The organism is Amycolatopsis iheyensis, from assembly GCF_024703995.1.
Classification (GTDB): domain Bacteria; phylum Actinomycetota; class Actinomycetes; order Mycobacteriales; family Pseudonocardiaceae; genus Amycolatopsis; species Amycolatopsis iheyensis.
In genome coordinates this window covers 25,100-50,513 of record NZ_JAMXQV010000018.1, presented here as the reverse complement: position 1 = coordinate 50,513, position 25,414 = coordinate 25,100, and the positions used below count along the sequence as shown (strand labels likewise).

At 73.2% G+C, this 25,414-nt stretch carries 22 protein-coding genes; 13 read left to right on the top strand and 9 right to left on the bottom strand.

What is annotated here, in order from left to right:
• Nucleotides 1-21 precede the first annotated feature (21 nt).
• Together M8542_RS30665 and M8542_RS30660 are read left to right on the top strand one after the other, a co-directional pair.
• Nucleotides 22-861 carry a dioxygenase family protein gene (locus M8542_RS30665; RefSeq protein WP_257923762.1) on the top strand — a complete coding sequence of 280 codons (840 nt, stop codon included), beginning with the start codon at nucleotides 22-24 and terminating at the stop codon, nucleotides 859-861.
• A 102-nt stretch (nucleotides 862-963) separates the two neighbouring features.
• Nucleotides 964-1,710, top strand: a complete 747-nt coding sequence (locus tag M8542_RS30660; RefSeq protein WP_257923761.1) for a thioesterase II family protein — start codon at nucleotides 964-966, stop codon at nucleotides 1,708-1,710.
• 54 nt (nucleotides 1,711-1,764) lie between these two features.
• Here the strand turns inward: M8542_RS30660 and M8542_RS30655 are convergent, their stop codons facing one another.
• Complete coding sequence (locus tag M8542_RS30655; protein WP_257923902.1) at nucleotides 1,765-2,784, bottom strand: chitinase; 1,020 nt, start codon at nucleotides 2,782-2,784, stop codon at nucleotides 1,765-1,767.
• Between the two features lie 375 nt (nucleotides 2,785-3,159).
• The gene (locus M8542_RS30650; RefSeq protein WP_257923760.1) at nucleotides 3,160-3,399 is read right to left on the bottom strand and encodes a hypothetical protein; all 240 of its coding nucleotides are present in this window, start codon (nucleotides 3,397-3,399) and stop codon (nucleotides 3,160-3,162) included.
• A gap of 319 nt (nucleotides 3,400-3,718) precedes the next feature.
• Here M8542_RS30650 and M8542_RS30645 point away from each other — a divergent pair, with 319 nt between their 5' ends.
• Complete coding sequence (locus tag M8542_RS30645) at nucleotides 3,719-3,895, top strand: zf-HC2 domain-containing protein (protein ID WP_257923759.1); 177 nt, start codon at nucleotides 3,719-3,721, stop codon at nucleotides 3,893-3,895.
• A 45-nt stretch (nucleotides 3,896-3,940) separates the two neighbouring features.
• Nucleotides 3,941-4,582: a class I SAM-dependent DNA methyltransferase gene (locus tag M8542_RS30640; RefSeq protein ID WP_257923758.1), complete on the top strand. Its 642-nt coding sequence runs from the start codon at nucleotides 3,941-3,943 to the stop codon at nucleotides 4,580-4,582.
• A 296-nt stretch (nucleotides 4,583-4,878) separates the two neighbouring features.
• Here M8542_RS30640 and M8542_RS30635 read toward each other — a convergent pair whose 3' ends face one another.
• Nucleotides 4,879-5,826, bottom strand: coding sequence for an Lrp/AsnC family transcriptional regulator (locus M8542_RS30635; RefSeq protein WP_257923757.1), 948 nt, complete (start codon nucleotides 5,824-5,826; stop codon nucleotides 4,879-4,881).
• 81 nt (nucleotides 5,827-5,907) lie between these two features.
• On the opposite strand from M8542_RS30635, the gene M8542_RS30630 reads away from it, so the two are divergent.
• On the top strand, nucleotides 5,908-7,185 hold the full coding sequence (locus tag M8542_RS30630; protein ID WP_257923756.1) for an MFS transporter: 1,278 nt from the start codon (nucleotides 5,908-5,910) through the stop codon (nucleotides 7,183-7,185).
• Here M8542_RS30630 and M8542_RS30625 read toward each other — a convergent pair.
• The 3 genes from M8542_RS30625 to M8542_RS30615 are packed head-to-tail and all read right to left on the bottom strand — an operon-like array spanning nucleotide 7,163 to nucleotide 9,657.
• Nucleotides 7,163-7,570 carry a hypothetical protein gene (locus M8542_RS30625; protein WP_257923755.1) on the bottom strand — a complete coding sequence of 136 codons (408 nt, stop codon included), beginning with the start codon at nucleotides 7,568-7,570 and terminating at the stop codon, nucleotides 7,163-7,165. The two genes, M8542_RS30630 and M8542_RS30625, sit on opposite strands and share 23 nt — an antisense overlap.
• Nucleotides 7,570-8,439: an oxidoreductase gene (locus M8542_RS30620; RefSeq protein WP_257923754.1), complete on the bottom strand. Its 870-nt coding sequence runs from the start codon at nucleotides 8,437-8,439 to the stop codon at nucleotides 7,570-7,572. Before M8542_RS30620 ends, M8542_RS30625 begins: the two co-directional genes overlap by 1 nt.
• A gap of 39 nt (nucleotides 8,440-8,478) precedes the next feature.
• Nucleotides 8,479-9,657, bottom strand: coding sequence for a glycoside hydrolase family 3 N-terminal domain-containing protein (locus M8542_RS30615; protein ID WP_257923753.1), 1,179 nt, complete (start codon nucleotides 9,655-9,657; stop codon nucleotides 8,479-8,481).
• Nucleotides 9,658-9,805: 148 nt separating this feature from the next.
• Between M8542_RS30615 and M8542_RS30610 the strand changes: the two genes are divergently transcribed.
• Genes M8542_RS30610 through M8542_RS30595 form a run of 4 tightly spaced genes read left to right on the top strand, consistent with a single transcriptional unit; the run spans nucleotide 9,806 to nucleotide 13,368 of the window.
• Nucleotides 9,806-10,384, top strand: a complete 579-nt coding sequence (locus M8542_RS30610) for a helix-turn-helix transcriptional regulator (RefSeq protein ID WP_257923752.1) — start codon at nucleotides 9,806-9,808, stop codon at nucleotides 10,382-10,384.
• Between the two features lie 15 nt (nucleotides 10,385-10,399).
• A complete protein-coding gene (locus tag M8542_RS30605; RefSeq protein WP_257923751.1) occupies nucleotides 10,400-11,656 on the top strand; it encodes an ABC transporter substrate-binding protein in 1,257 nt (418 codons plus the stop codon).
• Between the two features lie 6 nt (nucleotides 11,657-11,662).
• On the top strand, nucleotides 11,663-12,556 hold the full coding sequence (locus M8542_RS30600) for a carbohydrate ABC transporter permease (protein ID WP_257923750.1): 894 nt from the start codon (nucleotides 11,663-11,665) through the stop codon (nucleotides 12,554-12,556).
• Nucleotides 12,553-13,368 carry a carbohydrate ABC transporter permease gene (locus tag M8542_RS30595; RefSeq protein ID WP_257923749.1) on the top strand — a complete coding sequence of 272 codons (816 nt, stop codon included), beginning with the start codon at nucleotides 12,553-12,555 and terminating at the stop codon, nucleotides 13,366-13,368. Before M8542_RS30600 ends, M8542_RS30595 begins: the two co-directional genes overlap by 4 nt.
• A 107-nt stretch (nucleotides 13,369-13,475) precedes the next feature.
• Here M8542_RS30595 and M8542_RS30590 read toward each other — a convergent pair whose 3' ends face one another.
• The gene (locus M8542_RS30590) at nucleotides 13,476-17,096 is read right to left on the bottom strand and encodes a BTAD domain-containing putative transcriptional regulator (RefSeq protein ID WP_257923748.1); all 3,621 of its coding nucleotides are present in this window, start codon (nucleotides 17,094-17,096) and stop codon (nucleotides 13,476-13,478) included.
• A 965-nt stretch (nucleotides 17,097-18,061) separates the two neighbouring features.
• Nucleotides 18,062-21,316, bottom strand: coding sequence for an ATP-binding protein (locus M8542_RS30585; protein ID WP_257923747.1), 3,255 nt, complete (start codon nucleotides 21,314-21,316; stop codon nucleotides 18,062-18,064).
• Between the two features lie 177 nt (nucleotides 21,317-21,493).
• Between M8542_RS30585 and M8542_RS30580 the strand changes: the two genes are divergently transcribed.
• The 4 genes from M8542_RS30580 to M8542_RS30565 all read left to right on the top strand — a co-directional run bounded on the left by M8542_RS30580 (nucleotide 21,494) and on the right by M8542_RS30565 (nucleotide 24,038).
• Nucleotides 21,494-21,751 carry a WXG100 family type VII secretion target gene (locus M8542_RS30580; protein WP_257923746.1) on the top strand — a complete coding sequence of 86 codons (258 nt, stop codon included), beginning with the start codon at nucleotides 21,494-21,496 and terminating at the stop codon, nucleotides 21,749-21,751.
• Nucleotides 21,748-22,020 (top strand): WXG100 family type VII secretion target, encoded by a 273-nt coding sequence (locus M8542_RS30575; protein ID WP_257923745.1) that lies wholly within the window; start codon nucleotides 21,748-21,750, stop codon nucleotides 22,018-22,020. Before M8542_RS30580 ends, M8542_RS30575 begins: the two co-directional genes overlap by 4 nt.
• Before the next feature lie 63 nt (nucleotides 22,021-22,083).
• Nucleotides 22,084-22,686, top strand: a complete 603-nt coding sequence (locus M8542_RS30570; RefSeq protein ID WP_257923744.1) for a helix-turn-helix transcriptional regulator — start codon at nucleotides 22,084-22,086, stop codon at nucleotides 22,684-22,686.
• Nucleotides 22,687-22,712: 26 nt separating this feature from the next.
• Nucleotides 22,713-24,038, top strand: coding sequence for an amidase (locus tag M8542_RS30565; protein WP_257923743.1), 1,326 nt, complete (start codon nucleotides 22,713-22,715; stop codon nucleotides 24,036-24,038).
• Nucleotides 24,039-24,265: 227 nt separating this feature from the next.
• On the opposite strand, the gene M8542_RS30560 is transcribed toward M8542_RS30565, so the two are convergent.
• Nucleotides 24,266-25,405: a coiled-coil domain-containing protein gene (locus M8542_RS30560; RefSeq protein ID WP_257923742.1), complete on the bottom strand. Its 1,140-nt coding sequence runs from the start codon at nucleotides 25,403-25,405 to the stop codon at nucleotides 24,266-24,268.
• Nucleotides 25,406-25,414: the final 9 nt, after the last annotated feature.

Genomic DNA, 25,414 nt, shown 5'->3' with positions numbered 1-25,414 from the left:
ACGCCCCCACGAGGAGCAGGCATGGACGAAGAGAACAAGCTCAGCCGCAAGACGGTGCTGAAGGCCGCGCTCGCGGCGGGCGTCGCCGCGCCGGTCGCGTTGTTCGGTGGCCCGGCGCTGGCCCGCACGAGCGTTGCCGAAGGCCAGGTCCCGGAGCTGACCCCGGCGTGCCACGACGGCGACGAGCCGACGATCGAGCAGACCGAGGGGCCCTACTTCAAGCCGAACTCACCCGAGCGCACCAACCTCGTCACCCCCGGCACCCAGGGCACCCGGCTGACCGTGACCGGCTACGTCTTCGGGCGCGCCTGCCTGCCGGTGAACCGCGCGCTGCTGGACTTCTGGCAGGCCGACGTCAACGGCGCCTACGACAACACCGGCTACACCTTCCGCGGCCACCAGTACACCAACGCCCAGGGCGCGTTCACGCTGTCCACGATCGTGCCGGGCCTCTACCCGGGCCGCACGCGGCACATCCACGTCAAGGTGCAGGCGCCCGGCCGGCCGATCCTGACCACGCAGCTCTACTTCCCGAACGAGCCGCGCAACAACACCGACACGATCTTCGACGCGCGGCTGCTGATGACCGTGCGGGACAACGGCTCGGCGAAGGAAGCCGCCTTCGACTTCGTGCTGAACGTCCCGCAGACCCCGACGTCCACCCCGCCGACGTCCACCACGACGACCGGTGGCCCGACGACGTCCCAGCCTCCCGGCGGCACCTCGTGGGCGGTGGGCACCAGTTACGCGGCCGGTGCCCGGGTGACCTACGACGGCCGGGGCTACGTGTGCCTGCAGGGGCACACCGCCCAGCCGGGCTGGGAACCCCCGGCCGTCCCCGCGCTGTGGCGGGCGGAGTAGCCGCCGCCGGAGGGAGGAAAGGGGCGGGTCCGGTCTGCACCCCGGACCCGCCCCGACTTTTAGGGGTCGACGCGGCCGCGGCGGCCTGCCAGATTCGGGAGCATGACTCTTTCGCTCGAGGCCGCGGCGTGGATCCGGCGGTTCCACCCGGCGCCGTCGGCCACGGCCCGGCTCGTGTGCTTCCCGCACGCGGGCGGATCGGCGAGCTACTTCCACCCGGTTTCGGCGGCGCTGTCACCCGCGGTCGAGGTGCTGGCCGTGCAGTACCCGGGCCGGCAGGACCGGCACACCGAGCCGCTGGTGGACGACCTGTTCGTGCTGGCCGACGGGCTCGCGGAGGTGCTCGCCGCGGAAACCGCCGGGCCGGTGGCGTTCTTCGGCCACAGCATGGGCGCCAGCCTGGCCTTCGAGGTCGCGCGGCGGCTCGAACCGCGGGGCACCCGGCTGCTGGGCCTGTTCGTCTCCGGCCGCCGCGCGCCGACCGCGGCCCGCGACGAGCGGACGCACGAGAAGGACGACGAAGGCCTGCTCGCCGAGGTCAAGCGGCTGAGCGGCACCGACGCGCAGGTGCTCGAGAACGACGAGCTCGTCCGCATGGTGCTGCCGGCGCTGCGCAGCGACTACAAGGCCGCGGAGCTCTACCACTACCGCCCCGGCGCCGATGTCAGCTGCCCGGTCGTCGCGCTGATCGGCGACCACGACCCGAAGGTGACCGAGGCGGAGGCGCGGCAGTGGGCGGCGCACACGTCCGGCGGGTTCGAGCTGAAGACGTACCCGGGTGGGCACTTCTACCTCAACGAACACGCCGCGGCGGTGACGCGGCTGATCGGCGAGCGGCTCGCCGGCTGAGCAAGCGGGCGGGGGTGCGCCGCGATCCGGCGCACCCCCGTCCGCGTCAAGAACTCAGCAGTACAGGTTCGCACCTGGGTCGACGCCGAGGATCGACGTGATCTGGCGGTACTTGTCGACGCGGCTCTGCACCTGGGCGGGGTTGCCGCCGTTGCACTCGATCGAGCCGTTGATGCTGCGGATGGTCTCGCCGAAGCCGCGGCTGTTCACCATGGCGTTGTGCGGGGTCATCGTGCCCGGCCCGCTCTGGGTGTTCCAGTACCAGAGGCCGGTCTTCCACGCGACGGCCGCGTTCTGCTCGACCTGCCAGGGGTTGCCGAGCAGGTCGATGCCCAGCGCGTCACCCGCGGCCTTGTAGTTGAAGTTCCAGCTCAGCTGGATCGGGCCGCGGCCGTAGTAGGCGGCCTGGCCGGCCGGGCAGCCGTAGGGCTGGCCGTAGTCGCAGTAGTGCGGGTAGTTGGCGGTGTTCTGCTCGACGATGTAGACGAGCCCGCCGGTCTCGTGGTTGACGTTCGCCAGGAACGCGGCGGCTTCCTGCTTCTTCACGGTGTCGCTGCCGGTGTTGGCGAAGCCGGGATAGGCCGAGAGCGCCGCGGTCAGGCCGCTGTAGGTGTAGAAGCTGTTGCGGCCGGGGAAGATCTGGTTGAACTGGGCTTCGCTGATCACGAACGCGCCCGGGTTGCCGGGGTTCGTGCCGCCGCCGCAGTCGTAGGGCTCCCAGTACCAGGTGCTGATGATCGGGTCGTAGCCCGGGTTGGCGTTCTTGGCGCGGTAGTAGCCGCCGTTGGTGTACTTGACGACCGCGCCCACGTCGTACCACTGGCCGGCGACCCAGTTGGGCGCGGTGCAGGTGGTGCCGCCGCCCCCGCCGTCACAGCTGTAGGGCTCCCAGTACCAGGTGCTGATGATCGGGTCGTAGCCCGGGTTGGCGTTCTTGGCGCGGTAGTAGCCGCCGTTGGTGTACTTGACGACCGCACCGACGTCGTACCACTGGCCGGCGACCCAGTTGGGGGCGCTGCACGCGGCGGCGGCCGCCTGCGGCGCCTGGCCGGTGGCGGCGGGCACGCCGAGCACGAGCCCGGCGACGGCGGCGACTGCGGACAGGACCGCGACAAGACGTCTTCTCAAGACTGGCTCACTCCTTCGGCCACGACAGAGTCCGGACGCGGGGCGCCCGGTGTCGGAGGGGGTGTGCTCATCCGGCCGAGACGAGGGTGACAGGGGTCACTAGAACAGATTGGTCTAGTCCAGTCAAGAAAACTGGTGGTCCGGGCAAGGGAACTGCGCGAATGTCTCCGGCGGTGAACCGTTCGGCGACCGCGGCTTCACGCGTGCGGGCGGTCGGTGGCCGTGGATTCGTTGGCGGGGAAGGAGTTCGACGTGCCGTTCGTCGGCGGGGCGGCCGGGGCGCGGCGCTTCCGGCGCGCGGTGCCCCGGCGGGCCCGTGGATCACCGTGCGCGCGGGATCCGCAGCTTCGTCGCCGGCGTGAGCTGCAGGATCCGCTGCAGCCGGGCGCGGCTCAGCCGGTGGAGCATCTCCCCGAGCTCCTCCGGCGCGATGCTGCTTTCGAGGTCGATCCGCGTCGCCCGGACGACGTGGTCGATCTCCGCGGCCGGGAGCCGCCCCGCGAACTCCCCGGCCAGCCACACCCCGACCTCGTCGACGACGTCGTGGCTCCGTGTGATCATCGCTCGCTCTCCTCGTTTCGGATCGCCTGTTGCCCTGGTCGAGGCCGAAAAATCCGGGCCCGACGCAGTTCCGACGAGCCCGCTTCGGAGCCATGACGCCGAATCCGGGAAATTCGTCGCACGAAGACTTTCCGTGTCCGGCCCGGCGTGTTCCGTGACGACGCCGCGTCACTCACATGGGCTGTTCGCCTCCCGTAGTTGTCGGCCGATCGGGTGGAAAACGGGGGAACGGTGCCGGTGCGGCGTACCGGCCAGGACTCTGGAGACGTCCGGTAGTGCGGGCGTGCCCTCGCGGGACGCGGAAACGGAGACGCGATCGATGGGCCGGTACGACCGGACCGACCTCGGGGCCTACAGCCTGGGGTTGCTCGAAGCCGCGGAGGCGGCCCGGGTGGAGCGGCACCTCGCCGCGTGCCCGGACTGCCGCCAGGAGGTCCGCGAGTTCGAGGCCGTCCGCACGATGCTCGACCACCTCGGGAAAGCGGAGTCCACTTAGGACGCTTCGCGGAAACTGTCGGTGCCTGCCGCTAGCGTCCGCGCGGTGACCGACGACCTGTTCCTGAACCCGACTCGCGAAACCTACGACATCGTTGCCGGGAGCTACGACGCGTTCGCGCCACCAATCGTCGAAGACCTCCACGACCGCGCGCTGCTGACGACGTTCGCGGACCTCGTCCAGGCGGACGGCGGCGGCCCGGTGGCCGACCTCGGCTGCGGCACCGGCCGGGTGACGACCTACCTCGCCGAAGCGGGCCTCGACATCTCGGGCGTCGACCTGTCCCCGGAGATGCTGGCCATTGCCCGCCGCGATCACCCCGGCCTGCGGTTTTCCCTGGGATCGCTGCTGGAGCTGGACTTCCCGGACGGCGGCCTCGCCGGCGCGGTGGCCTGGTACTCGATCATCCACACCCCGCCCGAGCGCCTGCCGCGGGTCTGCGAAGAGCTGTTCCGGGTGCTCCGCCCGGGCGGCCACCTGCAGCTGGGCTTCCACGAAGGCGACCGGCGCCACCACCGGACCGACGGTTACGGCCACGAGGGCTTTTCGCTGGACATCTACTGGCTGCCACTGGATCGGGTGGGCGAGTTGGTGCGCGACGCGGGGTTCGAGGTGCTGACGAAGGTGCTGCGCGATCCGGCCGCGCGGGTGCCGCAGGGGAGGGTGCTGGCCCGCAAACCCGCCTGACCCGGGTTGGCTCGGCGAACTACGCGGTGGCGGGGCGTGCGGTTGGGCGGCTTGGGATGGCGGGGCGTGTGGTGGCGGGGCGTGCGGTTGAGCGGCTTGGGGTGGTGCGGCGCGTGATGGGGTGGATTGCGGTGGCGCGGCCTGGATGGCGCAGCCCGCCGGCGCGAGCCACCCGGGCTCCGCGTGAGGCGGCTCGGCGTGCCCGGGTTGGCGCAGCCCGCGGCCCCGGCGGCCCAGCCCGCCGCCGGTTCAGCGTGCGGCAGCGCAGGCCAGCCCGGCACCCCAACCGGCCCGGCTCAGCGTGAGGCGGCGGCCTTGATGGTCCGCAGCACCGGCGCGGTCTCCAGGGTCCGGATCGCCTCCAGCGCACCCAACCGCTGGGTCAGGTACCGGTGCAAAGCCGCCGCGTCGTCGCACAGTGCGTGCGCGACCAGGTTCGCCGGCCCGGTCGTCGCCGCGACGATGGCCAGCTCCGGGTGCGTGGCCAGCTCTCGGGCCACCGCGTCGAGGTGGGCCGGGGCCACCGCCATCCACAGCAGCGCGTGCGTCGTCGCGCCCAGGGGTCTCGTGTCGACCTCCAGGTCGAAGAACACCGTGCCGCCCGCCTGGAGGTCGGCCAGCCGGCGCGCGACCGTCGAGGCGGACCAGCCCGTTGCCGTGGCCAGCTCGGCCAGGCTCGCGCGGCCGTCGCGGGCCAGCTCCGCCAGCAACGCCGCGTCGTCGGCGGTCAGCGGCTTGCCCGGACCGGCGAACGCCGGTGTCAGCGCCGCGATCTGCGCGTCGTCCAGGAAGCGGGCGCGGCCCAGCCAGGCCGTCGGGCCGCCGAAGTAGCGGTGCAGCAGCTGGTGCGCCGACACCGCCGTGATGCTCGCCGTGCGCGGGATGTCCCGCAGCAGCAGCGCGTGGTCGCTCGCGGCCGGCGTGTGCACGTTGACGCAGATCTCCGTGCCGCCGGACATCAGCTTGATCCACGCCGTGTCCGCGCGCCGCGCCAGCGCGTGCGCGAGGTCCTGCGCCGTGTGCGGTGTCGCCGTGAGCCGGACCATCCACTCGGCCTGGCCCGCGCGCTGCGGGTCCGGCAGCCCGACCACGCGCAGCGAGGCCTCGGCGCGAAGCCGCCGGTAGCGCCGCGCGATCGTCTGCGTCGAGACGCCGAGGACCTCGCCGATCTTCGTGAACGGCGCCCGACCGTCGAGGTGCAGCGCGTGGATCAACGCGCGGTCGACGTCGTCAAGAATCGCCACAACAGCCGCCCCAGTGGAAGAAATCAGCGAACAACCCCGGAAAAGTGGAAGTCACGGCCGCGGGAAAGTCAAGGTCCGGCCATGATCCGAACCCGCCGGGCCGCACTGGCCGTCCTGCTCACCGCCGAAGCGATGAACCTCCTCGACGCGACGATCGTGCAGGTCGCCGGCCCGGCCGTGCACGCCGACCTGTCCGGCCCGGCCGCCGACATCCCGTGGTTCAGCGCGGCCTACACCCTGCCCTTCGCGGTCTTCCTGATCACCGGCGGCCGGCTCGGCGACATCTTCGGCCGCGCCCGGACCTTCAAGATCGGCGTCGCCGGCTTCGTGCTGGCTTCGCTGGCCTGCGCGGTCGCGCCGGCCGCCGGGCTGCTGATCGGGGCCCGCGCGGTGCAGGGCGCCGTGGCGGCGTTGGTCATCCCGCAGACCATCGGCCTCATCCGCGCCCTCTTCGACGGCGACGACCTGGCGAAGGCCCTCGGCAGCATCGGCCCGGTGATGGGCCTGTCCGCGGTCACCGGCCCGCTGCTGGGCGGCCTGCTCACCCACGCGCTGTCGTGGCGGGCGGCGTTCCTGGTGAACGTTCCGCTCGGGCTCGCGGTGCTGCTCGCCGCCCGGCTCCTCCGCGAAGACCGCGCCGAGACGCGCCCCCGGCTCGACGTCATCGGCACGGTGCTCGTGGTCGCCGGGACCGGGCTGCTCGGCTACCCGCTGATCGCGGGGACGAACTGGGCGCTTCTGCCGGCCGGCGCCGTGGTGCTGGTGGTGTTCGGGGTGCAGCAGCGCCGGACGGCCGCGCCACTGGTCGAGCCGAGCCTGTTCACCAACCGCGGGTTCCCGGCCGCGCTCGCCGGGTCGCTGCTGTTCTTCGCGGTGATGACCGGGCTGATGCTGCTGGTCCCGCTGCGGCTGCAGCTCGGCGAGGGCGCCGACGTCCGCACCGCGGCCCTGACGCTGCTGCCGCTTTCGGCCGGGCTCGCGGTGTCGTCGTGGTTCGCCGGGGCGAAGCTGGTGCCGAAGTTCGGCCCGCGCGTGATGTTCGCCGGGCTGGCGCTGCTGGTGGCCGGGATCCTCGCCGGGGCCGACGGGCCGGCACTGGCGTTGTGCGGGCTCGGCATGGGGACGTTCACGGTGCCGTTCTTCACCGCGGCCCTGCACCGGGTGCGCCCGCACGAAACCGGGTCGGCGGCCGGCTTGCTCAACGCGGTCCAGCAGCTGGGCGGCACGCTCGGCGTCGCGCTGCTCGGCGGTCTCTACCTGGGCGGCGTGACGGCGACCGCGGTGCTCGGCGTTGCCGCCGGGCTCACCGTGGCCGCCGCCCTCGCCGTCATCCCGCTCAGTAGTCGTCTCGGCCGGTGAACTGCTGCTCCAGCAGCTCGGCCGCGCCCGCCACCAGCTCCAGCGGGTCGATGAACTCGTTGATGTCCAGGTTGATCAGCGGCAGCGAATGACGCAGCACGAGGTGGTCACCCATCACCGCGAGCCCGCCCACGACGGTCGATTCGCCGACCTCGGTCAGCACCTCGAGGAGGTCGACCTCGTCGTGGCGGGCGAACGGCGTCGCGATCTGGACCCAGTCCTCGCGCTGGTCGAGGATCTCGCGCGCGATCACCATGATCTGGGCGCGGCTCTCGGTGTCGGGCTCGTTGCCGAAGATCAGCCGGATCCGGATCTCGTCGGGCTCGTCGCGCACCACCCGGTACGCCTGCCTGATGTACGCGACGAGGTCGCCCCACTCGGCCATCAGGCGACCCCGATCCGGTCCAGGTCGGCGAGCACGTCCGCGGGGAGTTCGAGCGACGCCGCGTCGAGGTTCTGCCGCAGGTGCTCGAGCGACGACGTGCCCGGGATGAGCAGCATCGACGGCGACCGCCGCAGCAGCCAGGCCAGCGCGACCTGCATCGGCGTCGCGCCGAGCCGGGCGGCGCAGTCGTCGAGCAGCCCGGACTGCAGCGGGCTGAAGCCGCCGAGCGGGAAGTACGGCACGAACGCGATGCCCTCGGCGGCGCACTTGTCGACGAGGTCGTCGTTTTCGCGGTGCGCCAGGTTGTACTGGTTCTGGACGCACACGACCGGCGCGATCGCCTTCGCCTCGTCGAGCTGGTCCGCGCTGACGTGGCTGACGCCGAGGTGCCGGATCAGGCCCTGCTGCCGCAGCTCGGCGAGCACGCCGAACGGCTCGGCCAGCGACATCGCCACCGGGTACTCGCCGGCGTCGTTGCTGAGCCGCAGGTTGACGACGTCGAGCGCGTCCAGGCCGAGGTTGCGCAGGTTGTCGTGCACGGCCTGGGTGAGCTCCTCGGCCGACAGCGCGGCCGGCCACGCCTTGTCGGGTGAGCGCCGCGCGCCGACCTTCGTGACCAGGTGCAGCGAGTCCGGGTAGGGGTGGAGGGCTTCCTTGATGACGGCGTTCACGGTGTGCGGGCCGTAGTAGTCACTGGTGTCGATGTGGGTGACCCCGGCTTCGACGGCCGCGCGCAGCACGGCGACGGCCGCGTCGTGGTCGCGCGGCGGTCCCCAGACGCCGGGCCCGGCCAGCTGCATGGCGCCGTAGCCCATGCGCGTCACGGCCAGTTCGCCGCCGAGGGTGAAGGTGCCGCCCAGGTGTGCCATTCCGCTCCTCACGTTTGGTGAGCCGCAGTCTAGGCAGCTTCAGCCGCAGACGCCTTTCGCGCGCAGCACGCGCGCCACCGACTCCTGCACGCGCGCCTTCGGCAGCTCACCGGTGCCGACGGCCTTGACCAGCCGGTCCAGCACCTCGTTCACCCGGCCGCCGGACGACCACAGCGCCTCGTCCGCGCCGGCCTGCAACGCCTTGAGCACCGCGTCCGGCAGCGGGTACTGCGCCGTGATCGCCTTCATCGCGCCGAGGTCGTCGGTCAGCACCGGGCCGGTGAAGGCGAACTCCTTGCGCAGCAACCCGTACGCGGCCGGCGAAAGTGACGCCGGGACGCCGTTCGTCAAGTCCGGCACGTCGAGGTGGCCGACCATCACCGCGACCGGGCCGTAGTCGGCGAGGTTGCGGTACGGCACGAGGTCGACGGCCCGCAGCTTGTCGAGCGGCGGCGTCACGACCGTGCCCTTGTGGGAGTCACCGGAACCGTGGCCGTGGCCGGGGAAGTGCTTGAGCACCGGCTGGATCCCCGCGTCACGCAGCCCCGCTGCGAACGCCTTCGCGTACGTCTTCACGCGCGCCGGGTCGGGGCTGAAGGAGCGGTCGCCGATCACGTCGTCGTCCGGGGCGTCCGTGACGTCGGTGTCCGGCGCGAAGTCCACGGTGACCCCGCGGGCCTTGAGCTGCCGGCCGCGGTCGGCGGCGATCGTCCGGACCTGCTCCGGCGACTTGGTCGCGGCCAGCTCGCGCGCCGAGGGCATGTCCCCGTCGAGGTCGTCGATGCGCTGGACGCGGCCGCCTTCTTCGTCGACCGAGACGGCGACCGGCACCTTCGCGGCGGCCTGCACCGCGTCCAGGGAACGATCTTTCAACAACGCTGTTGCGTTACCACCGATGAAGATTCCGCCGACCTGGTTGTCCCGCACCAGCGAAACGGTGGCCGCCGGGTTGTCGCCGGTGACCCCCACGACGACCAGCTGCGCGACCTGGGCGCGGACGTCGAGGCCGCTCGCCGTCGACGCGCAGTCACCGGGCCGGGCCAGCCGCGACGTCGGCGCCGGTGAAGCCGGCGCCGCGCGGGGTGACGGGGAGGGCGGGGCCGACGACTGCGGGACGGCCAATCCGGACACGGCCGTCGACCCGCAGCCCGTGACCAGGAAAGACGCGGCGAGCAGGCACAGTGCCGCCTTGGGGGCGGCCAAGCGTCGGTGGTTCATCGGTCCCTTCGGTCATCGGCGTGCCCCATGACGGTAGTCGACGGCTCGACTTCACGGCGTGAAGAACGGCGTCACCGACCTTAGAGAATTCATGAAGGCGGCCTCAGCAGACTGGCCCCACCGGAGCACGACAGGGGTGGAGGGTTCGATGGACCAGGTGCGAGTGGCGGCGTGGGCGTCGGATCCGATCGCGCTCACCGGACTGATCAACCACCTGAGGTCCCGCCCGGAGCTGCTGGTCGTGCCCCGCGCCCGCCGCGGTGAGGCGGCCGTGCTGGTGTTCGCCGTCGGGCAGGTCGACCGCGAGGCGATCGCCGCGCTGCGGGCCGCCGCGACCGAGTCGCCCGCCGCGATCGTGCTGGTCGCCGGGCACGTCGACCCCGCGCACCTGACGCTGCTGGCCGACTGCCACGTTTCCGCCGTGCTGCCGCGGACCGCGCTCGACCGGCTCACCGAGACCGTGCTCGCTGCCGCGCGCGGCCGTTCGACGTCGCTGCGCGACCAGGTCGAAGCGCTTTCCGGCGAAGGTGACGGCGCGGCTTTGACGCCGCGCGAGGTGGATGTGCTTCGCCTGATGGCCGAAGGCTGGGACACTGCCGACATCGCGGGAAAGCTCTGCTACTCGGAGCGGACCGTGAAGAACGTCATCTACGCCATGACCAACCGGCTCAACCTGCGCAACCGGCCGCACGCGGTCGCCTACGCCGTGCGGGCCGGTGTGATCTGAGGGAAGCTCACGCCTGTGCGAACGATCATCCGCCGGACGGCCCCCGCGGTCGCCGCGCTGATCCTGCTCGCCGCCTGCAGCCCGAGTGACGCCGGTGGCAAGACGAAGCTCACCATCGCGACCTTCGGCGAATTCGGCTACGCGCCGCTGATCGCCGAGTACGAGAAGCTGCACCCGGACATCGCGGTGCAGAACCGCGTCACCGACTTCGACACCCACCACAAGGGTCTCGCGACGCAGCTCGCCACCGGCCGCGGCGCCGCCGACGTCGTCGCGATCGAAGAGCAGTACATCCCGCAGTACCGCAAGGCGAAGGACAAGTTCGCCGACCTCGCGCAGTACGGCGCCCGCGACCTGGAAAAGCAGTGGGCGCCGTGGAAGTGGGCGCAGGGCAGCGACGGCTCGTTCGTCCTCGGCCTCGGCACCGACATGGGCAGCCTCGCGCTCTGCTACCGGCGCGACCTGTTCGCGGCCGCCGGCCTGCCGACCGAGCGGGACGCGGTCGCGAAGCTGATGCCCGACTGGCCCGCCTACGCCGCCACCGCCGAGGAGTTCACCCGGAAGACACCGGGCGTCAAGTTCGCCGACTCCGCCGGCACCGTCTACACCGCGATGCTCAACCAGTCGCCGGAAAACTACTTCTCCGCGGCCGACGACTCGTTCATCGCCGACCGCAACCCCAGCGTGCACAACGCCTTCTACCTCTCGGGTGGCATCGCGGCGAAGGGCGAGACCGCCGCGGCGACGACCTTCACCCAGGCCTGGAACGTCGCGATCAAGCAGGGCTCGTTCGCCACCGTCGCCTGCCCGGCCTGGATGCTCAGCCAGATCAAGGAAGCCGGCGGCGACGCCGGCAAGGGCAAGTGGGACGTCACGACCGTGCCCGGCGCCAGCGGCAACCAGGGCGGCTCGTTCCTGACCGTGCCGAAACAGGGCGCGCACCCGAAAGAGGCGTACGAGCTCGCGCGCTGGCTGACCGCGCCGGAGCAGCAGAAGAAGCTCTTTCTCTCCGACGGCATCCTGCCCAGCGAGCCGTCGGTGTTCGAGGACCCGCAGGTCGTCGCGCACACCGACCCGTACTTCGGCGACGCGCCGATCGGCCGGATCTTCGCCGCGTCGGCCGACAAGCTGCGCCCCAACTACCGCGGCCTGCGTGACGCCGACGTCCGGCCGGAGTTCGGCCGGGCCCTCGGGCGGATCGAGGACAGGACGCAGAACGTCGACCAGGCCTGGGCGGACGCCGTCCGGCAGGCACAAGCCGTCCTGAAGTAGCGGCGCGTGCTCGGTCGGTCCGGTCGCGGGGTCACGCCGTTGCTGCTCGTGGCGCCGTTCTTCGCGCTGTTCGTCGTCTTCGGCGCGTTCCCGCTGCTGTACACGGCGTGGGTGTCGCTGCACGACTGGAACCTGCTCGAAGGCGACCAGGGTTACCTCGGCCTCGCCAACTACGGCGAACTGCTGGCGGACCCGAACTTCTACAACGCGCTGGCCAACACCGTCGGCATCTTCCTGCTCGCCGCCGTCCCGGAGTTCCTGCTGGCGCTGGGCATCGCGGCGCTGCTGGACCGGCCGCTGCGTGCGGCGACGTGGTGGCGCACCGGGATCCTGCTGCCGAACGTCGTGTCCGTCGTCGCGATCGGGCTGGTGTTCGGGCAGTTGTTCAGCCGCGACTACGGCGTGGTCAACGAGGTGCTGGGCTGGTTCGGCGTCGCGCCCGTCAACTGGCAGGCGAAGACCTGGACGTCGCACCTCGCGGTGGCGTCGATGGTGCTCTGGCGCTGGACCGGCTACAACGCGCTGATCTACCTGGCGGCGATGCAGGCGGTGCCGGGGGAGCTCTACGAAGCCGCGGCGCTGGACGGGGCTTCGCGCTGGCGGACGTTCTGGTCGGTCACCGTGCCGGGCATCCGGCCGGCGCTGGCGTTCACCGCGATCGCCGGCACGGTCAACGGCCTGCAGCTGTTCGCCGAGCCGCAGCTGTTCGACGGCGGGTCGGGCGGCACCGGCGGCAACGACCGCCAGTTCCAGACGCTGGTGATGTACTTGTACGAGAAGGGTTTCACGCACTTCGACGCCGGCTACGCGGCCGCGCTGACCTGGGTGCTGTTCGTGATCTGCGCGGTGTTCGCGCTGGTCAACTACCGGCTGGTGCGCCGGTTCGTGAGGTCGTCGTGAGACGCCCCGCCGGGTGGGTCTACGTGCTGCTGGTCGGCGTGCTCGGCGCGTCGATCTTCCCGCTGTACTGGTCGTTCGTGGTGTCCACACGCGACAACTCGGCGATCGGGGAGGCGTCGCCGCTGCTGCTGCCGGGCGGGCACCTGGTCGAGAACGTGCGTCGCGTGTTCGACACCGTCGACTTCTGGCTGGCGCTGGGCAACTCGCTGATCGTCGCGGGCACCGTGATGGTGTCGAACGTGGTGCTGGCGAGCCTGGCCGGGTTCGCCTTCGCGCGGCTGCGGTTCCGCGGCCGCGACACGCTGTTCCTGCTGGTGGTCGGCTCGGCGATGGTGCCGGCGCAGCTCGGCGTCATCCCGCTGTACCTGGTGGTGGGCGAGCTCGGCTGGTACGGCCGGCTCGAGGCGGTGATCGTGCCGGGGCTGCTGAGCGCGTTCAGCGTGTTCTGGATGCGCCAGGCGTGCGAGCACGCGATCGAGGCGGACCTGGTCGACGCGGCGACGGTGGACGGCTGCTCGATCCTGCGCACGTACTGGCACGTGGCGGTCCCGGCGCTGCGCCCGGCGGCGGCGGTGCTCGCGATGCTGACGTTCATGGCCGCGTGGAACGACTACTTCTGGCCGCTGGTGGTCCTCGACCCGAACGAGACGCCGACCGTGCAGGTGGCGCTGTCGCAGCTGGCGAGCGGGTATTACACGGACTACGCGCTGATGCTGACCGGCGCGACGCTGGGCGTGCTGCCGATCATCGTGCTGTTCCTGCTGCTGGGCCGGCACGTCGTCCGCGGGATTTCGAGCGGGGCACCGGTGTGACCAAGCGCCCCAATGTGGCCTTCGGTGCGTCTGACGCACCGAAGGCCACATTGGGTGCGTCAGACGCAACCAAGGCCACATTGGGGCGCATTGCCGGACCGCGCGGACTAGGGCCGGTTGCGGAACGCGTCCGCGACCCCCGACCGCGACGGCGTCTCCAGCTTCCCCAGCAACCGCGTCACATGGGCCTGCACGGTCCGCCGCGGGAGGGACAGCTCCGCCGCGATGTCCGGGTTCGAGCGGCCCTCCGCCACCAGGCTCGCGATGCGGATCTCGATCGGCGTCAGCGACTCCCAGCCGTGGCCCGGGCGGATCGACGCGAACAGCGCGCCCCGGCGCACGCCCAGCCGGCGCAACCGCGTCTCGGCCCGGCGCAGGTCCCAACGGGCGCCCAGCGCCGTGAACAGCTCCGCCGCCTCCTCGAACGCCGCGTGCGCCGCGTCCAAGCGTCCTTCGCGGGCCAGCAGGACCGCCGCGTCCTCCAGCACCGAAGCCAGCTCCGGGCGGCGGCCGACCGCGCGGAAGTGCTCCGCCGTCGCCAGTGCCGCCGCCGGGTCCTCCTCGATCAGGCCGCGGCACCACGACGCCGCCGCGTACGCCCGCGCCGGACGTCGCTCCTTCGCCGCCTCCTCCTCGCAGACCGCCAGCGCCCGGCGGGCGCGCTCGACGTCGTCCTGGTCCATCGCCAGCCGGACGAACGTAGGCAGCCACTGGTGGCGCAGCATCATCTGCGCGTACGTCGGGTTCAGGATCGGCTCGAGGACCGCCAGCGCCCGCGCCCGGTCGCCGCGCTGCTCGGCCGCGAGGGCGTCGGCGACCAGCAGGAAGTCGAAGCTCTCGCGCTCGGCGCTGGTCGCCGGCGCGTACTCCTCCGCCGCGTCGAGGTGGGCCGCCGCCTGCGCGTGGTCGTCGCGGTGGCCCGCGATCAGCGCCGCTACGCCGTGCAGCAGCAACGCCGCCGGGCCCGGCTCGCGCAGGCCGTAGAACGTGATCGCCGGGCCGTCCTCGGTCACCGTGTCCAGCTCGACCAGCGCCTCGTCCCAGCGGCCCTCCCAGTACCGGTGCACCGCGACCGACACCTGCAGCCCGACCGGCATCGCGTGCCGTGCCGCGACTTCGCCCGCCATGCGCAGCGCTTCGCCCGCCTCGGCCAGCCGGTCGAGGTTCTGCAGTGTGAACACGCGGTTGTCGAGCAGGTCCAGGTGCAGGTCGGCCAGCTCGTGCTCGTCGCCGACCGCCTCGATCGCCGCGTCGACGTGCGCCAGCGCGGAGTCGTGCTCGCGGCGCACGGAATCGACCAGCCACAACGTCTGCAGCGCGTGCGCGGTCAGGTACCGGTCGCCGCCCGCGAGCGACTTCGTCTCGTACGCCGCCTTTTCCGCGGTGTCCAAATCGGACAGATCGCCGCGGCGGAAGTTGGCCAGCAGCTGCCGGTGCCGGACGCGCCACAGCTCCGGCACGGCCGGGTCGTCGGCCGACGCGCCGAGTGTCGCGACCGCGCCTTCGGTGTCGCCACGGCGGTGGCGCAGTGCCGCGAGCACGTGCCGCATCTCCTCGACGGCGTCCGGCTCGGTGGCGACGTCGAGGGCCTGCCGCGCCAGCTCTTCCGGGCTGCGTTCGAGCCGGAACAGCACCTTGACCAGGGCCACCAGCAGCACTTCGCGGCGCGGGCCCGCCCCCGCGGCCAGCGCTCGTTCCAACAGCTCGACGGCGATCAGCGGCGCCCGGTTGGAGACGGCCGCGTGGTGCCCGGCCAGCCAGTCGAGCACCCATTCGTCCACAGTGGCCGGTGCGGCGACGAGCTGCTCGGCGACGCGCTTCACCGGCGCCCCGATCCCGGCGAGCGCCTCGGCCGCCTGCCGGTGCAACGCCGCCCGCGTCCCGGCCGGCAGCCGGTCGTAAAGCGCCTGGCGAAGCAGGGGATGGCGGAACGCGAGCTGCGTGCCGGTGTCGACGAGCACGTTCGCCGCGACGGCTTCTTCCAGCGGTTCCAGCAGGTCCGACGGCCGTGCGCCGAGCACCGCGGCGATGTCCCCGACGGCGAACTCCATACCCAGCAACGCGCCCCAGCGCAGCACTTCGCGCGTGCGCGCGGGCAGGAAGTCGAGCCGCCGGTCGACCGCCGCGACCAGCGACGGCGGCGCCTCGAACTCCTCGGGATCGTCGACGTCGGCCTCACCGCCGGTCACCTCGACCGCGCCGGCGTGCACCAGGACGTCGACCATTTCCTTGACGTACAACGGGTTCCCCGCACCACGGGCGGCCAGCTCGCGCAGCCCCGGCCCGGGCGCCGCCCCGATCTGATCCTCGATCAGCCGTCCGACGTCTTCGCCGGTCAACGGCGCGAGGTCGAGCACGACGCCGTCGCGCGCCAGCACCCCGCGCCGCAGCTGGGCGAGCTCGGCGCGGTCGGGGGCCGGCCGGGTCGCGGCCACCAGCAGCAGCGGCAGCTGCCGGGTCGCCGCGCAGAGCCGGTGCCAGACCAGCACGGACGCCTCGTCGGCCCACTGCAGGTCGTCGACGACCAGCACCTGCGGCGAGTCCGCGCACAGCTCGTCGACCAAGGCCAGCAGCCGGTCGACGGCGCCGAGCACCGGGTCGGCCGGGCCCCAGCTGCGCCGCACCGGGTCGCCCGCGAGCTCCTTCCCGACCCGCGCGCGCCGCGGGTCGGCCGAGCGCGCGTCGATCGCCAGGCACTCCACCATCACCTGCAGCGGGAACCGGGTGCTCAGCTCGTCGGCGGCCGCCCAGAGCCGCTGGAAGCCGGGGCCGTCCGGCAGCGAGCTGGTGAGCAGCTCGGACTTGCCGATCCCGGCCTCGCCCTCGATCCACACGGCCCGGCCCCGGCCGGCCCGGACGTCGGCGACGAGCTCGGCCAGCCGCGCGGTCTCGGTTTCGCGGCCGAAGAGCCGGTGCCCGGTGACCTCGACCGGCGCGGCCGGCGCGTCCAGGACGGGGTCCTGGGCGAGGATCTGCTGCTGGAGGCGTTGCAGTGCCGGGCCGGGCTCGACGCCGAGCTCGTCGACGAGCGTGGCGCGGGCGTCACGGAAGACGTCGAGGGCTTCGGCGTGCCGCCCGCTGCGGTAGAGGGCGAGCATGAGCGACTCGCGCAGCGACTCCCGCAGCGGGTGCTCACCGGCCAGGACGGCCAGCTCCGGCGCGAGGTCGAGGTGCCCGCCGAGCGCGAGCAGGGCCTCGACGCGCCGCTCGAGGGTGTCCAGCCGCAGCTCGGCGAGGTGTTCGCGGTGCCGCTCGGCGAACCCGCCGGGCACGCCGGAGAGCGCTTCCCCCTGCCAGAGCGCGAGGGCGGCGTCGAGCTCGGTGACGGCCGCGCGCGGGTCGCCTGTGTCGAGGTGCTGCCGCGCGCGTTCACGGTGGCGTTCGAAGACGGCGGCGTCGAGGGCGTCCTCGTCGAGCAGCAGGGAGTAGCCCGCCGGGTCCGACACCAGGACGCTGGCGGCCGACCAGCGCGAACGGTCGGGTTCGAGCGCCCGCCGCAGCCCGGAGACGTAGGTGTGGACGCTGCCCTCGACACTCGCGGGCGCGGCGTCACCCCAGACCCCGGCGATCAGTTCGGCCCGCGGCACGGGCCGGCCGGCGTTGACCGCGAGCACAGCGAAGATCGCACGCTGCCGAGCGGGACCCAGGCCGATTTCGGCTGTCCCTCGCCAGGCCCGCAGGGGGCCGAGCACGCCCACTCGCAGACCGGTGTCCGCTTCCCCTCGCATGACCCTGCCGTTCCCTCAGGGGACGACCCGCCGGGGGCGGGCCCCCAGGACCCCGGCGGACATCTTTCGCTGCCGACTACTCCGGCGAGCTTACTGACGTGGCAACCCCCGATCGGGTTGCGCTGGGCCGTTCGGTACCGATCGGCTGACCGGTATGCGGCTCGCTCGTTTGGGGCGGGGCCCGGGTTCACTCGGCGGCAACAGCGCGCCGAGCCCGCGCGCCGGATGCCGAACGGCTGCTTCCGGGGAAGGGCTCGCCGAGCTCACTCGGCGGCGGCCGCCGGTGGCTTCGGGCTGCTGGGTGGGGAGTGGCGGGCGGCGGGGGCTGTGTCGGTTGGGCTCGCTTCGCGGCGACCGTCGCGGCTTGCCGGGTGTCGGATGGCGGCTGGGTAGAGCCGCCCCGGTCCGGCTCGCTCGGCGGCGGCCGTCGGTGGCTTCGGGCTGCCGGGTGGGGAGTGGCGGGCGGCGAGGGCTGTGCTGGTTGGGCTCGCTTCGCGGCGACCGTCGCGGCTTGCCGGGTGTCGGATGGCGGCTGGGTAGAGCCGCCCCGGTCCGGCTCGCTTCGCCGCGGCCGCCGGTGGCTTCGGGCTGCTGGGTGGGGAGTGGCGGCTGGCGAGGGCTGTGCTGGTCGGGCTCGCTTCGCGGCGACCGCCGCGGCTTGCCGGGTGTCGGATGGCGGCTGGGTAGAGCCGCCCCGGTCCGGCTCGCTCGGCGGCGGCCGCCGGTGGCCTCGGCCTGCCGGGTGCGGAGTGGCGGGCGGCGAGAGCTGTGCCGGTCGGGCTCACTTCGCGGCGACCGCCTCGCCCTGCCTGGTGTCGGATGGCGGCAAGGTAGAGCCGCCCCGGCCCCGGCTCGCTCGGCGGCGGCCGCCGGTGGCCTCGGCCTGCCGAATGGCGGGCGGCGAGACTGTCCCGGTCGGGCTCAGTCCGCGGCAACCGCCCGCGGCCGGCAAGACCCGGCCCGGCTCACTCCGCCGCAACCGCCCGCGGCCGGGCGACCCCCGCGCGCCGAATGCCGAACGGCTGCATCCGGGCCTCCGCCCGCCGCACGTCCCACACCGCGCCCATCCCGTTGTAAGCCGTCAACGCGGCCCGGAACGCCGTGCGTGCCTCCGCCAGCCCGCCCGACTCCGCCAGCAGGATCGCCGCGTCCTCGGTTGCCTTCGCCTGCTTCAACACCCTGCCCGCAGCTCGGTAGTGACCCGCCGCCGTCAGGACCGGTTGCGGGTCGCCCGTCAGCAGGCCGCGGCAGTGCGCCGCCGCGGCCGCGTGGGCCGGGGGGACCTCGCCCGCCGGGCCCAGCAGGCGCACTGCCCGCTCGGCGTGGCCGGGCTCGCCGAGCCGCAGGCTCAGCCGCACCAGGTCCGGCAGCCACTGGTGCCGTGCGGCCGGCGGGTAGTTGTCCTCCAGCAGCGGCAGCAACGCGGCCAGCGCCGCCTCCGGCCGGCCGTCCTGCTCGGCCAGCAACGCCTGCGCCGCCAGCAGGAAGTCGCCGCCGTCGGGCTCCAGGCCCGGTGGCCACTGGCGGCGGCCCGCCGCGTCGAGGTGCGTCCGGGCCACCGCCGGCTCGCCGCGGTGCCCGGCGATCAGCGCGCCGACGCCGTGCACCAGCAGCGCCGAACCCGGGCTGCGCAACACGTACGACGCCGTCTCCGCGCCGTCGCGGATCACCGCGTCCAGCTCGCCCAGCGCCTCCGGCCAGCGGCCCAGCCAGTAGTAGTGCACCGCGCCGGCCAAGTGCATCTCGCCCGGCACCGCCCGCGTCGTGGCGATGCGGCGGGCGGCGTCGAGCGGCTCGGCCGCTTCGTCCAGGCTGTCCATCGTCGGCACGGACAGCGCCGCGTCGTCCAGCGGGTGCAGCCCGGCCGGCACCAGGCCGGTCTCCTCGCCGAGCTTCTCCAGCGTCGACAGCAGCGACTCGTGCCGCCCCCGCCACATCTCCGGGACGTCGGCGTCGTCGAGGGTGCGCTTCAGCTCGGCCGTCGCCTCGGCGAAGTCGCCGCGGCGGTAGTAGATGTAGGCCAGGATCCAGCGCATCTCGGCCGCGCGCTTGCTGTCCGACGTCCGCGCGACGACCGAACGTGCCTCGGCCTCGGGCTCCCGGCCGAGCCAGAACAGCAGCCGGGCGAGCGTCGCGGTCAGCGTCTCCCGCGCGTCCGCCGCCGGCGTCCCGGCCGTGACGGCGTGCCGCAGCAGGTCCACGGCGATCCGCGGCGCCTCGGTGGCGACCGTGCCGATGTGCTCCAGCAGCCACGCGGTGACCCACGGATCGACCTGCGCGGGCGCGGCCGCCAGCTGCTCGGCGACGCGCAGCGCCGGCGCGCCCGCGGCCGTGAACGCCTCGGCCAGCTGCCGGTGCAGCGCCACGCGCATCGCGGCCGGGGTCTTCTCGTAGAGCACGCGCCGCACGAGCGAATGCCGGAACGCGAGCCGGTCGCCCGACTCGACGAGCACCCCGGACGTGATCGCCTCGTCGACCGCGCCGACCAGCGCCGTCGGCGGCCGCTCGGTGGCGACGGCGATGTCCGACAACGCGAACTCGCGGCCGAGCATCGCCGCCCAGCGCAGGGTGTCCCGGGTGCCGCTGGAGAGGAAGCTCAGGTACAGCGTGATCCGCGACCCCAGCGGCGCCGGGATGCTCTGGCACGAGTCGCCGTCCAGGTGCGCGTGGACGCCGTCGAGCACGATCATCGACTGCCCGAGCAGCGTCTCGACGATTTCCCGGACGTAGCGCGGGTTCCCGGCGCCGTAGGAGACCAGCGTCCGCAGGCCCGGGCCGGGTGGCGCGCCGACCAGCTCGGTGGCCAGTTCCGTGGTGTCGGCTTCGGTCAGCGGGGGCAGCGCGAGCACGGTCGTGACATCGTTGTCGAGCTCGGCCCTCAGCTCGTCGAGCGCGGCCGGTCTCGGCACCGGCCGGCACGCGCCGACCAGCAGCAACGGCAGCTCCCGCGTCTCCCGGCTCAGGTAGCGCCAGAGGCGCAGGGTGCTGTCGTCGGCCCAGTGCAGGTCATCGACCGCGAGCACCAGCGGCGCCTCCGCGCACAGCTCGCGGACCAGCCCGAGCAGGCCGTCGACCGGGTCTTCGCCGGGCTGCTCGGCGAGGCGGGCGGCCAGGTTCGCGCGGCGCTCGTCGGTGGCCCGCGGGTGCACGCCGAGCGCGTCGAGCAACGGCCGCAGCGCGAACCGCTGGTCGAGGGCGTCCGCGGCGGCGAAGGCGGGCTTGAGGTCCTGGGCCTCGGCGAGCAGCTCGGCCAGCAGCGCGGTGCGGCCGCTGCCCGGTTCGCCCTCGAGCCACAACGACCGGCCGGTGCCCGCGGCGACGTCGGCGATCGCCTCGCGCAGCCGGGCCAGCTCGGGCGCGCGGCCGACGAAAGCGTCGGCGCGGTCCGGAAGTGACGTCACGGGGACCCGTGTCACGCGCACCGGGGGCGGCGGTTTCGGGGCCGCGGCGGGCTTTTCCAGCAGCTGCTCGTACAGCCGCCGCAGCGCCGGGCCCGGCTCGGTGCCCGACGACTCGACCAGCTTGTCGCGGACGTCGGTGTACACGGCGATCGCCTCGGTCCGCCGGTCCGAGCGCGCCAGCGCACGCATGAGCAGCCCGCGCAGCGTTTCGCGGAACGGGTGTTCGCGGGTCAGCGCGGTCAGTTCGGCGACGAGCTCGGTGTGCCCGCCCGAGTCCAGCACGATCTCGGCGCGCCGCTCGATCGTCGCCAGCCGCACCTCGGCCAGCCGCGCGCGCTGCGCGGCGGCGAACGGCCCGGGCAGGCCCGACAGCGGGACGCCGTGCCAGAGGTCGAGAGCTTCGTCGAGGACTTCGCGCGCGCCGCGGAGGTCGCCGGCTGTTTGCTTGCGCTGGGCCAGCTCACGCAGGGTTTCGAAGCGGTGGACGTCGATCGCGTCGGAGTCGAGCTGCAGCGAGTAGCCGGAGCCGATCGACGCGAGCAGCTGCGGGCCCTCACCCTTGGCGCGGCCGGGTTCGAGCGCGCGCCGCAGCCCGGAGACGTAGGTGTAGATCGAGCCCTGCGCGCTCTGCGGCGGCGCCTCGCCCCAGACGGCGTCGATCAGCTCCTCGCGCGAGACCGTGCGGTTCGGGTTCATCGCGAGCGTCGCGAGTACCGTCCGACGGTGCGCGGAGCCGAGGTCGAGCTCCGTTTCGCCGTCCCACGCCTTGACCGGGCCGAGCAGCTGGAGTCTCGGTGCGGAGCCGTCCGCAGCCGACATCGATCTCCCTTCGTGCGCTGACAAAGTGTCACGCGCCGGATGCCTGACGTGAGCATACGCGGCCGCCGTGAACCGGCAGGCAAGGATGGCGGACATTCGGGCAACGGCGTGCGGGCGGGGTTTCGCCGGGCCGGGGCGTGCGTCAGGCTCGGGAGGCCCGGACCCCGAGGAGACGTCATGGCCACAGCCGCGCCGACGGAGGACATGAAGCGAGCCGCCGCCCGCTTCGCGTGCGCCATCGAGGCGGCCAACTCGCGGCTCCTCGACGTCTCCAGCGAGATGGCGATCGTCCAGGCGTCCTGGCGCGGGGAGGCTTCGGTGCGGTTCGGCCAGGCGATGCGCGACTGGGAGCAGGAGTTCGACGTCATCCTCTCGCGGCTGGCCTGGCTGCTGGAGACGACCGGCGGCCGGGTGCCGCGCCAGCGCCGGTCATGACCCGCCGCGACCTGGACTTCGGGTTCGCCGACCTCGTCCTGGACCGGATGGGGTCGATCACCGGCGAGCTGGGCGAGCTGCTCGCCGCGCTGGAGTCCACTGTGGAGCCCGAGCTGACCGGCTGGACCTGGGAGGCGCGGGAGGAGTACCGGCGGGCCAAGCACGACTGGGGCCGGGCGGCCGAGCGGATGCCGGGGTGCCTGGACCGGGCCCGCGAGGCGTTCGGCGAGCTGACCCGTGGTGGCGACGGTCCGGCGACGCCGTGGTGAATTCTTCACGCGCGTGAAGACGGAATAGGGAAGGCGTGAAGACCCGCCGTCCACACTGCGGTCATGAAGCCCGTCGAAGTGACCGTCCTCGCCTCGGACCCGATCACGCACGCCGGCGCGGTGAGCCTCCTGGAGTCCCATCCCGACGTCCGGGTCACCGACCTGGTGCCCGACGTGCTGCTGGTGATGGAGGAGCACGTCAACGAGACGGTGCTGGACGAGATCCGCGCGGCCAAGGCGTCGCACGTCGTGCTGGTCGTCGAGCACTTCCGCGAGAGCGACCTGATGGCGGTGCTGGAGAGCGGCGTCGTGGCGATCCTGCCGCGCCGTGAGACGGGCGGGGCGGAGCTGGTGACGGCGGTGCTCGCGGCGGGCGACGGCACGGCGAACCTGCCGCCGCGGCTGCAGGGGGCGCTGCTTTCGCAGGTCCAGCGGATGCGCCGGGACGTCCTGGAGCCGAACGGGCTCACGCTGTCCGGGCTCGCCGCGCGCGAGTGCGACGTGCTGCGGCTGGTCGCCGAGGGCTTCGGGACCGAGGAGATCGCGGCGAAGCTCTGCTACTCGGAGCGGACCGTGAAGAACGTCCTCTACGGCCTGATGACGCGCTGCGGCCTCAACAACCGCGCGCACGCCGTCGCTTACGCGCTGCGGGCGGGCGCGATCTGACCCCTGGTGGGGCTAGGGTCACGATCATGGTGGTGACCGCAGCAGAGATCGCCGCGTCGGTGCGGGCCGGCGACCTGGACCCGGTGCAGGTGACGAAGGAAGCACTCGACCGGATCGCCGCGGCGGACGGCGTGGTGGGCGCGTTCCGGCGGGTGCGTGCGGCCGAGGCGCTCGAGGAGGCCGCGTCGGTGGCCGCGCGGCCGGACCTGGCGGCGCTGCCGCTGGCCGGGGTGCCCGTCGCGGTCAAGGACGTCACGGCGATCGAGGGCGAGTACGCGTCGCACGGTTCGGTGGCGGGCCCGGCCGCGCTCTTCACGGAGGACGGCGTGATCGCCGCGCGGCTGCGGGCGGCGGGCGCGGTGCTCGTCGGGCTGACGCGCGTGCCGGAGCTGTGCGTCTGGCCGATGAGCGACACCCCGGACGGCATCGCCCGCAACCCCTGGGACCCGACGTACGCCTCGGGCGGCTCGTCCGGCGGCAGCGCGGCGGCGGTGGCGGCAGGGCTGGTCCCGGTGGCGCACGGAACGGACGGCATGGGCTCGGTCCGCCTCCCGGCGGCGATGTGCGGCCTGGTCGGCCTGAAGCCGGGCGCGGACTTGCTGGCCGAAGGCGGCTGGTTCGGCATGTCGGTGCACGGCCCCCTGACGACGACGGTGGCGGACGCGGCACTGCTGTTGTCGGTGCTGGCGAGCCGGCCTTCGCTGGCTTCGGTGCCGACGCCGTCCGCGTCGCGTGTCGGTATGTCGACAACGGTCCCGCTGCTGCGCTCACCGGTGCCGCGAGAGCTGGTGGCGGCGGTCGCGCGGGCGTCGGACATCCTGGCCGCGGCCGGGCACACGATCTCGACGTCGGCCCCGCGCTACCCGTCGACGATGGTCCTGGGCATGACGGCCCGCTGGCTGGCGGGCCCGGCGCAGCAGGCCCGTGACTTCGACTTCGCCCGCTTCCAGCGCCGGACCCGCACGCACGTCCGGCTGGGCCGCCTGCTGTCTCGAGCGGGCCTGGTCCGCGAGAGCACGCGGGCGCGCTGGGTCGCGCGGGCGTCGGAGTACTTCGAGTCCCACGACGTGCTGATGACGCCGACGCTGTCCCATTGGCCGGTGAAGGCGGGCCGGTGGCACGAGCGCCGCTGGCTGACGAACGTCCTGCCGTCGACGCGCCTGGCGGGCTTCACGGGCCAGTGGAACTTCGCGGGTTATCCGGCGATCACGGTGCCGGTGGGCCGCTCCGTCCGGTCGGGCCTGCCGACGTCGGTCCAGCTGATCGCCCGCCCCGGCGGCGAGTCACTCCTCCTGGGCTTGGCCGCCCAGCTGGAGTCCGCGAACCCCTGGCCCCGCACCACCCGCGCCTGAAGCGCCCCAATGTGGCCTTCGGTGCGTCAGACGCACCGAAGGCCACATTGGGTGCGTCTGACGCAACCAAGGCCACATTGGGGCGCTTGAGCGGAGCTGTGGACAACTCGCGCCGGTGCGCCGGAACTGTCGGTGCTCGCCGGTAGCGTGGAATTCGGGGGCTGCTCAGCCCGGAACGCCGTGAAGGCCGCCTCGGGAGTCGAGGCGGCCTTCACCAAAACGGAACCTCAGGAACTCTGCTTGCTCCCCGAAGGCGAAAGCGGCTTCGCGCCATTGCCGTTCGCGGGCTTGGTCGCCGGGCCGTTCGGCTTCGCGGGCGCGCTCAGCGGCTTCGCGGGCGCGGCCTTCGCGGCCGGCTTCGCCGAGGCCGGGATCGACGGCTGGACCACCGGCACCACCGGCGTCGAAGGAGTCGTGGACTCGGCCGGGGTGTCGCCGCCCACCAGCTTCGACGCCTGGGGGATCACCGCCTCCTCCGGCAGCGTCGCCAGCTGGGTCTCGCTGCGGTTGAGGATGTCCTCCGCCATCGCCAGGCTCTTGCGGGCCTGCTCGCGGATCTCCGCCAGCCGCTCGACCTTGCGGTTCGCCACCGTCGTGCGCTGGGCCGCCTGCGTGGTCGCCTCGTCGAGGCGGCGCTTGGCTTCCGCCGTGGCCTCGTCGAGCCGGCGCTTCGCCTCGGCCGTCGCCTCCGCGAGCCGGCGCTCCGCCTGGTTCTTGCTCGCCGTGCGCTGATCTGCGACGTGCTTCTCCAGCGCCGCCTTCTGCGCGGCCTGCGACGCCTCGAACTCGCGCTCGAGCTTCCGCCGCTTCCGCTCCGCCTCGTTGTCGAGCAGCTCCCGCCGCTGCGCCGCCTCGACCGTCAGCCGCTGCACCTCGGCGCGCGTCTCCGCCAGCGCGCTCTCGTGCTCGGAATGCAGCAGGTCGGCCTGCTTGTCCAGCTCCGAGACCAGCCGCGTGTACCGCTCGCGCAGCTTCGTCGACGCCTCGGTCGAGCCCGCCCACGTCTTCTCCGCGGCGGCCTCGGCGCGCTTGATGATCTCGTCGGCGCGGGCCTGCGCGAGCGTCACCGTGCGCTGCATCCGCTCGTCGAGGTCCTCGAGCCGCTCCGGCGGCTTCTTCAGCTCCTCGACGCGCGCTTCCAGCGAAGCCAGCTGCGAACGGATCGACTCGGCTTCGCGGGTGGCGGCCGCGGCCTGCTGCACCGCGCCGTCACGCTCGCTCAGCACGCGGCGCAGCTGCGCCTCGACGTGGTCGAGGTACTGCCGCACCTCGTTGCGGTCGTAACCGTGCCAGGCCTGGGTGTACTCACGACGGAGGGGGAGGAGGCCGTTGAGGGCGCTTGCGGCGGGGTCGCGCTCAGGAACCATGCGCCCGAC